Source organism: Terrisporobacter othiniensis (assembly GCF_000808015.1).
In the GTDB taxonomy this organism is placed as follows: Bacteria; Bacillota; Clostridia; order Peptostreptococcales; family Peptostreptococcaceae; genus Terrisporobacter; species Terrisporobacter muris.
Window position 1 is genome coordinate 1 of record NZ_JWHR01000145.1, and the last position, 6,744, is coordinate 6,744.

The window sequence follows — 6,744 nt, forward strand, 5'->3', positions numbered from 1 at the left end:
ATTATACACTTAACCATTAATTGAATTTTTAAACTAAAATGATATTGAAAGGTAAACAAAATATGGAATATTAAGTATGGCAAATAATAATGCTATTTTTTTATTTGTTTTTCATCTATATATTTATTTTTGTATACTTCTTTTAACGAAAATTTATAAACAAATAAATAATTCATTATACCTATTAGCATTATAAATATTAATAAGCAAATAAAAGAATACACATTATAAAAATAGCAATCAATTGATATAACCAAATTACTAATATATTTGGCACCTTCTACAACATGAAGTTTTATTGATATTATATCCTCTTCACTTAAAAAGTCATGTGTTGTTCTTACTGATTATTCCCATATATATCTGATAAATCGGAATTTACCAAACAGATATTTTTATTTGTACATTGGATTATATTATAACTAAATAGTCTTATACATTTTAACAGCCTTAGATTTATATCCATTCCATTCTAATTGTATTTTTTCACAAGGTACAAATCCTTGTTTTTCCCAAAAACCAAGTACATTTTCTTCATAATCGTATACAACATCTATTCTAATACGGCTAGCATTCTTAGATTTAAATATTTTTTCTAACTGATTATATATTATGCTACCTAATCCATTTCCTTTTAGTTTAGCGTCAATCATTAATAAAGATAAATAAACTTCATATTCCATTTTAAAATCACATATCCCAACTATATTACCCTCATTATTTTTTATAACTAATGAGCTGAACCCAATACTTTTCATTTCTTCAATCTCATCAACTATAAAGTCTTTAGAAACAGCTGTAATACCCATATGATTTTTTAAAAAGCTTTTATTAGAATTATAAATATCTAGAATTTTAGCAATATCATTTTCAATTATCATATCAATTATGTAATTATCCATCTTTAATTCTCCCCATGTTATTTTCATGTCAGTTTTATATATTAGAGTTTAAAATTACTTTTATATATCATCTTTATTTTTTGTTTTCTTACTTAACTTAGAGCATCCAATACAAATATATGAACAACCTAATATTATAAATACTGTATTTTTATCTCCTACTCCAACTATTAAAAAACAAATGCCTGCAAATAACCAAATTTTTGCAATTGTATTGTTATTCATTCAATTTCTCCTCAAATCCCAATCTATCTATAATATTCAAAAAATATTATTCCCTATAGTATTTTCTACAATATTATTTCTAAAACAAGTATCTAACATAGCCCCTAAAAATCCTAAAATTAAACCACCACTAATATCACTAAGGTTTAATACAATTCTTAAATAAACACTTATTAAAATTGCTAAGATAAAACCTGCAAAGTTTAATATACGTCTAGTTCCTTTATTTAGATTACTTAGATCTTTTTGTATTGGCTTAAATATACCACCTATCCTATTGTTTAAAATATAAAATATAAAACTAAAAACAGCTGCTGATAAAAGTGTAGCTATTATCATTGTTCCCATAATCTTTTTCCCTTTCTATAGATTCGAATTTTTACCTAGTAAATTCAAAAAACTGAATATAAGGCATTGGTTCTTTTGTAGTATATTCACCTAGTTATATATCACATATCTTTTTTGACTATCCTTTTTGATTAAGTTATAAAGATTCATATAATCAGTTTTTTCTTGCGATACATAAGATATAAAAAGAGAGACTTCATTTTCTAGCGATGGACTAAGAATTAATGTTAAGTTATAATTGCTATCTATCTCATCAATAAGATAAATATAAGCCTTCACTAATGATTTCACTCTTTTTTCCTGTACGTTACACCCTGATATAAATACACAACTTAATACTGAAATTAATAGAATTATTTTTTCATATACCCTCTCTTTTATAGTTTTCATTAGTATAACATAGCAAAATACTATAATCCAAAACATTTAATTTATATTGTATATTTTTATTTCATTGCATCACCAGGTGTAATAGGTCTAGCCTCAATTCCAACAGTTTATTATGCCTTTTATAAATATGTAAGCTCTTCTATATACAATTTATAATCATTGTATCATAGTGAATAGTTCTACTACAGTATACAAAATAAATTATATATTTTAATACTAGCAAAGAGAATATTAATGCTCTCTTAGTTCGCATTATATAACATTGGTGAATTAAACATACTTAGCAAATTAGAATTTCTCTAATCTATCGCAAATTGCTGTTGCAACACCAATATTTTGATAATCCTTATGTACATATAATCTATCCAAATAACCTTCATTATTAATATCATCAAAACCAATTATTATTCCATTTTCTTCTGCAACCACTGTGTAGTTATCTAAAAAAGATTCATTCCACTCATCAATATGAATATTTTCTGTGGCCCATACATTTAACTGATCCTCTGTATAGTCTTTTGCATTAATGCAATGAACAGTATTATAAAACAAATCAGCAATTTCATTGCAATCACTTGATTTATATTCCCTTATTTCCATATCAGTTCTCCTGTCAAATTATTGTTTATTATATCAAAAAAGAGCTGATTACTATTTTCATAATAACCAGCTCTGAATATATTCTCTGAAAACTTATCTTACTTTTGATTGTTTAATTGATTCAACACAATAAGAAATTGTCTGAACTAGCCATATAATTGTTACAATTACCATAGGAGCAATACCAAAATCCCATATATCATAACCTATAACACAAATTACCCAAAGTATTACACATGTTGTAGATACAGAGATATATGCTTTATAAGCACTTTTATATATTCCTAATTTTATTGCTTCATCACAGCTATCCAACCATTTTTTACTAAATTTCACATCATATATACTTCCCTTTAACAAAGGGTTAATTTCTTTTTCTAAATTAATTATTTTCTTTTGAATTAGTGTGGAAGAAGCTATGCATAGTATAAATCCCACAAGTAAGCAAATAAAATTTATAATACTAAAATTACCACTAAGACCATAATGTATATTATCAAATACTGATAACGTGCTCCCTATTCCAAAGAAGAAAAATCCAAGAATCATATTTACAGAAGTAAGTAAAAGTATATAAGATAACCTTAATTCAATTTTGTCTATTATATCATCATCTTCATTTGTTTCACTCCATAAATCATATTCTTTTCGTGATTTATTATAAATTTTTGTACTTATTATTATTACTAATATAGAAAGTACTATGCTTGCAAATGGTGTAATCACCTGAAATATACTCATTAGTAAACTAGGAATAGCCTCGCCAAAGATTTTTTTTAAGTATACAGACGATGCACCAATTATTCCACCGATTATTCCAGATATCACTATTATAACAATGTAACCTTTAAATGCTTTTTTGTCTTCTTTTTTAATTTCTTCCACATGATTGCTATTCATTATCATCATCCTCCTCATAACTAAAAATGTCTTCCACCCTTACTCCTAAAACCTTTGCTATTTTTAATGCTAAAGTTACTGATGGAGAGTAGTCCCCTCGTTCAATCTGGCTAATTGTTTGTCTAGATACTCCTACTAAACGACCCATCTCCGTTTGATTTACATTAATCCTAGTCCTATATTCTTTTAAACGATTATTTAATGGCATACAACTCCTCCTGACTATTTTCCTTGTTCTGTTGACTTATTTTTCAACCTTAAGCCATTTTAAAGCATTTTTTAATTTTATTGGATTTCCATACATAAGTGTAGCCATTCTATATATCTTAGCGCCACATATTCCTGCTAATACTGTTGATACTATTAATATTAATGCAGATATTATGAATTCCATTGATGTAATAGCTCCAGTTGCAACTCTTACTATCATAGTCATTGGAGATGCAAATGGTATATATGAACAAACCTTCAACAATACACTATCTCCATTAGTCAATCCAAATATGCTGATAAAAAATACTACAACAAATATCATCATTATAGGTCCAACACTTGTTGATATCTCTTCTGTTTTTGATACTAAAGCTCCTAAAGCTCCAAATATAAATGAATAGAATAAGTAACCTAATATTCCAAATATGGCAAATGTAATTATTAATTCTGAAGGAATTTTAAATACACTATCTAACATTCCATTCCATGCTTCACTATTTACCTTATATGCAATAAGTGCTGCTGACATTATCACTCCAACTTGTGCTATACTTGCTATTGCACCTGCAATTACTTTACCAAAGATTAAATTATTTGTATTTGTGCTTGTAACTAATACTTCTATTGCTCTATTACTTTTTTCTGAAGTTATTGATACAGCAATTAATTGACCATACATTATAATCATCATATATACAACAAAAATTAGTATGTATGCGTAGAAATAATTATTTACACTATCTTTGCCTAATACTTCAACATCAGAAACTATTTGAGTATTATAAACATTATCTACCTTATTGAAATCTATTCCTTCACTAGTAATTTGTTTTTCTCTATAAATTCTTTTTAAAAGTTCATCAAATATTGTTTTATTTTCATCATCAAACTTAGTATTTTGAACAACATAACTGTATTGTGTTGAACTTTTTATATCAAATCCTGCTTCTACATCTTGATTTTCAACTAATTTATTTAATTCATCTTGGTTTTTTACTACTTTCCAATTTGAGTTTGGAAAATAAGCTTTTAATACATCTTTATTAGATATAATATTTTTTTCATCGTGTATTGCCAAATTAATTATATCTTCTTTCTCAACCTCTTCTACTTTAGTTTCGCTTTTAGCTAATCCTGGTAATATGCTTGACATATCTATAAAGTTTGGCAAAGATAAACCAACTACCATTAATGCTGCAATTATTATGGTACTTACTACAAATGATTTTTTTCTAAAATAATTAGAAAGCTCAAATTTTAATACAACAAGAAATTGTTTCATTATTCTTCACCTACTTTCTTTACAAATATATCTGTTAAATCTGGTTCATACATAGAAAACTTCTCTATATCTATGTTTTCTTTTAATATATTTTCTAAAAGTTGGTTTTTAGTTTTATTATCTAGTAGTTCCAATATTAGGCAATCTTTTTTAACTTCATTTACAATTACTAAATTATTAAATTTCTCTTCACATATAGATTTTAAATCATCTGATGTTAAGTTATTTGCGCTTAATATTAATCTATTGTTTCCAAATTCTTTTTTTATTTCTTTAAGATTTCCACTAAGTACTATCTCACCTTTATTTATTATGGCTATTTCTTCACAAAATTCTTCAACATAGCTCATTTGATGGCTTGAGAATATAACTAATTTATTTTGACTTATTAATTCTCTCACAGTATCTTTAAGTATTTGTGCATTTACTGGATCTAATCCACTAAATGGTTCATCAAGTATAACTATTTCTGGATCACAGACTAAAGTTTGTGCCAATTGAACCTTTTGCTGATTTCCTTTTGATAAACTATCTAGTACTTTGTCTGCATATTCCTCTATACCTAATTTTTTAAGCCATAGTTTTGTGCTTTCTTTTGCCTTCTTAGCTGGTATTCCTCTTAACTGTGCTAAGTAAACTATTTGTTCTGTAACTTTCTTTTTAGGGTATAAACCTCTTTCTTCTGGTAAATATCCTATCTGATATTTTCTTGGTTCAAATTTTTTCCCATCTATTAATATTTCACCTGAATTAGCTTTAAACACATCCATTAATATACGAATTGTTGTAGTTTTTCCTGCTCCATTTCGCCCCAATAATCCAAGTACCTTACCACTTTCAACGCAAAAAGATATCCCATGTAGTACTTCTTTTTCAGAGAAACTTTTTCTTAATTCCTTTACCTCTAACCTCATACTTTCCCTCCTGACCATTTTCATTGTCATTATGACAATTATACTTGTCATAATTAATTATATGAAATGACAACTATAATTGTCAACTTATAATTTTAATTTTTGTAAAAATATTGAATAATAAAAAAGTAGGAGTTACATAGCTTTGTATAACTCCTACTTTTTATTCTCATTATATTAAGATTGTTCACAAAATCTACTCAATCGGAAATTATATATTGTTATAGTAGGTAATAATAATATGTGTTATACCAAAAAGTATTGATGATATGATTAATAATATTCTTCCTTGTATTATTCCACTTGATAGGAATAATATCGTTGGAATAATAGCAAGTAACATTGCTTTTTTAATTGATGCCTTTCTAAAATATAAAAACCATACAATACAATATAGTATTGATAGTATAGCACTTAAAAACACATATAAAACTTTTCCATTAGGAAGGAAATATCCATAATCTAATAATGGTATGTTGAAAATCATCAAACCCATTGACCCAAATCTTCCTATTTGCTCAATAAGCTCAACTATCTTATTATTATATTTACTTTCGAAACTTTTCTCTTTAATAGCAAATATAATATTAGGTACCATAATTATTATCATAGTAATTAATCCATATATATTTAACCAATCCATTTGGTCTATCCTTCCTACAAAATACTATTTATCTATATGATATAAAAAGTAACCTTACTTCGTATTATATTAATTTTGCGAACTTATTTTAACTTAAATAAATCATACTTTACAATATTTTTATTTTCATCTAAACTCTCGACTAACTTTAACTTGATATTCTGACCTATATTATATAAGTTAAATATTTCTTTGTCATTTATTTCATACTTACTTCCTTTATATTCTAATTCAACCATATATGTATCTGGTAATTTTGATGGAAATATATCTCCACCAACTTTCATTATTACCCCTTTGGAAACGTTTTTATTTATCCATCTCATA

At 26.0% G+C, this 6,744-nt stretch carries 11 protein-coding genes; all 11 read right to left on the reverse strand.

What is annotated here, in order from left to right; all coding sequences use genetic code 11:
* Positions 1 to 422: 422 nt before the first annotated feature.
* On the reverse strand, positions 423 to 902 hold the full coding sequence (locus tag QX51_RS17305) for a GNAT family N-acetyltransferase (RefSeq protein ID WP_039681155.1): 480 nt from the start codon (positions 900 to 902) through the stop codon (positions 423 to 425).
* Positions 903 to 962: 60 nt separating this feature from the next.
* Positions 963 to 1,127, reverse strand: coding sequence for a DUF8582 domain-containing membrane protein (locus tag QX51_RS20775; protein ID WP_161791943.1), 165 nt, complete (start codon positions 1,125 to 1,127; stop codon positions 963 to 965).
* 36 nt (positions 1,128 to 1,163) lie between these two features.
* On the reverse strand, positions 1,164 to 1,475 hold the full coding sequence (locus tag QX51_RS17310; protein WP_039681156.1) for a hypothetical protein: 312 nt from the start codon (positions 1,473 to 1,475) through the stop codon (positions 1,164 to 1,166).
* Between the two features lie 90 nt (positions 1,476 to 1,565).
* Positions 1,566 to 1,901, reverse strand: coding sequence for a hypothetical protein (locus tag QX51_RS17315; RefSeq protein WP_039681157.1), 336 nt, complete (start codon positions 1,899 to 1,901; stop codon positions 1,566 to 1,568).
* Positions 1,902 to 2,153: 252 nt separating this feature from the next.
* The gene (locus QX51_RS17320; protein ID WP_039681164.1) at positions 2,154 to 2,465 is read right to left on the reverse strand and encodes a GNAT family N-acetyltransferase; all 312 of its coding nucleotides are present in this window, start codon (positions 2,463 to 2,465) and stop codon (positions 2,154 to 2,156) included.
* Between the two features lie 93 nt (positions 2,466 to 2,558).
* A complete protein-coding gene (locus QX51_RS17325; RefSeq protein WP_039681158.1) occupies positions 2,559 to 3,365 on the reverse strand; it encodes a DUF3169 family protein in 807 nt (268 codons plus the stop codon).
* Positions 3,358 to 3,573 (reverse strand): helix-turn-helix transcriptional regulator, encoded by a 216-nt coding sequence (locus QX51_RS17330; RefSeq protein WP_039681159.1) that lies wholly within the window; start codon positions 3,571 to 3,573, stop codon positions 3,358 to 3,360. The genes QX51_RS17325 and QX51_RS17330 overlap by 8 nt, the downstream gene beginning before the upstream one ends.
* Before the next feature lie 36 nt (positions 3,574 to 3,609).
* Complete coding sequence (locus QX51_RS17335; protein WP_039681160.1) at positions 3,610 to 4,860, reverse strand: ABC transporter permease; 1,251 nt, start codon at positions 4,858 to 4,860, stop codon at positions 3,610 to 3,612.
* The gene (locus QX51_RS17340) at positions 4,860 to 5,774 is read right to left on the reverse strand and encodes an ABC transporter ATP-binding protein (RefSeq protein WP_039681161.1); all 915 of its coding nucleotides are present in this window, start codon (positions 5,772 to 5,774) and stop codon (positions 4,860 to 4,862) included. The genes QX51_RS17335 and QX51_RS17340 overlap by 1 nt, the downstream gene beginning before the upstream one ends.
* A gap of 211 nt (positions 5,775 to 5,985) precedes the next feature.
* The gene (locus QX51_RS17345; protein WP_039681162.1) at positions 5,986 to 6,417 is read right to left on the reverse strand and encodes a hypothetical protein; all 432 of its coding nucleotides are present in this window, start codon (positions 6,415 to 6,417) and stop codon (positions 5,986 to 5,988) included.
* An 83-nt stretch (positions 6,418 to 6,500) separates the two neighbouring features.
* On the reverse strand, positions 6,501 to 6,744 hold a 244-nt coding region (locus QX51_RS17350; protein ID WP_039681163.1), incomplete at its 5' end, for a hypothetical protein.

Bases quoted from the DNA above. Each gene is read 5' to 3' on its own strand.
- QX51_RS17305 (WP_039681155.1), bottom strand. From the start codon at position 902: ATGGATAATTACATAATTGATATGATAATTGAAAATGATATTGCTAAA.
- QX51_RS17330 (WP_039681159.1), bottom strand. From the start codon at position 3,573: ATGCCATTAAATAATCGTTTAAAAGAATATAGGACTAGGATTAATGTA.
- QX51_RS17340 (WP_039681161.1), bottom strand. From the start codon at position 5,774: ATGAGGTTAGAGGTAAAGGAATTAAGAAAAAGTTTCTCTGAAAAAGAA.
- QX51_RS17310 (WP_039681156.1), bottom strand. From the start codon at position 1,475: ATGGGAACAATGATAATAGCTACACTTTTATCAGCAGCTGTTTTTAGT.
- QX51_RS20775 (WP_161791943.1), bottom strand. From the start codon at position 1,127: ATGAATAACAATACAATTGCAAAAATTTGGTTATTTGCAGGCATTTGT.
- QX51_RS17335 (WP_039681160.1), bottom strand. From the start codon at position 4,860: ATGAAACAATTTCTTGTTGTATTAAAATTTGAGCTTTCTAATTATTTT.
- QX51_RS17315 (WP_039681157.1), bottom strand. From the start codon at position 1,901: ATGTTTTGGATTATAGTATTTTGCTATGTTATACTAATGAAAACTATA.
- QX51_RS17320 (WP_039681164.1), bottom strand. From the start codon at position 2,465: ATGGAAATAAGGGAATATAAATCAAGTGATTGCAATGAAATTGCTGAT.
- QX51_RS17325 (WP_039681158.1), bottom strand. From the start codon at position 3,365: ATGAATAGCAATCATGTGGAAGAAATTAAAAAAGAAGACAAAAAAGCA.
- QX51_RS17345 (WP_039681162.1), bottom strand. From the start codon at position 6,417: ATGGATTGGTTAAATATATATGGATTAATTACTATGATAATAATTATG.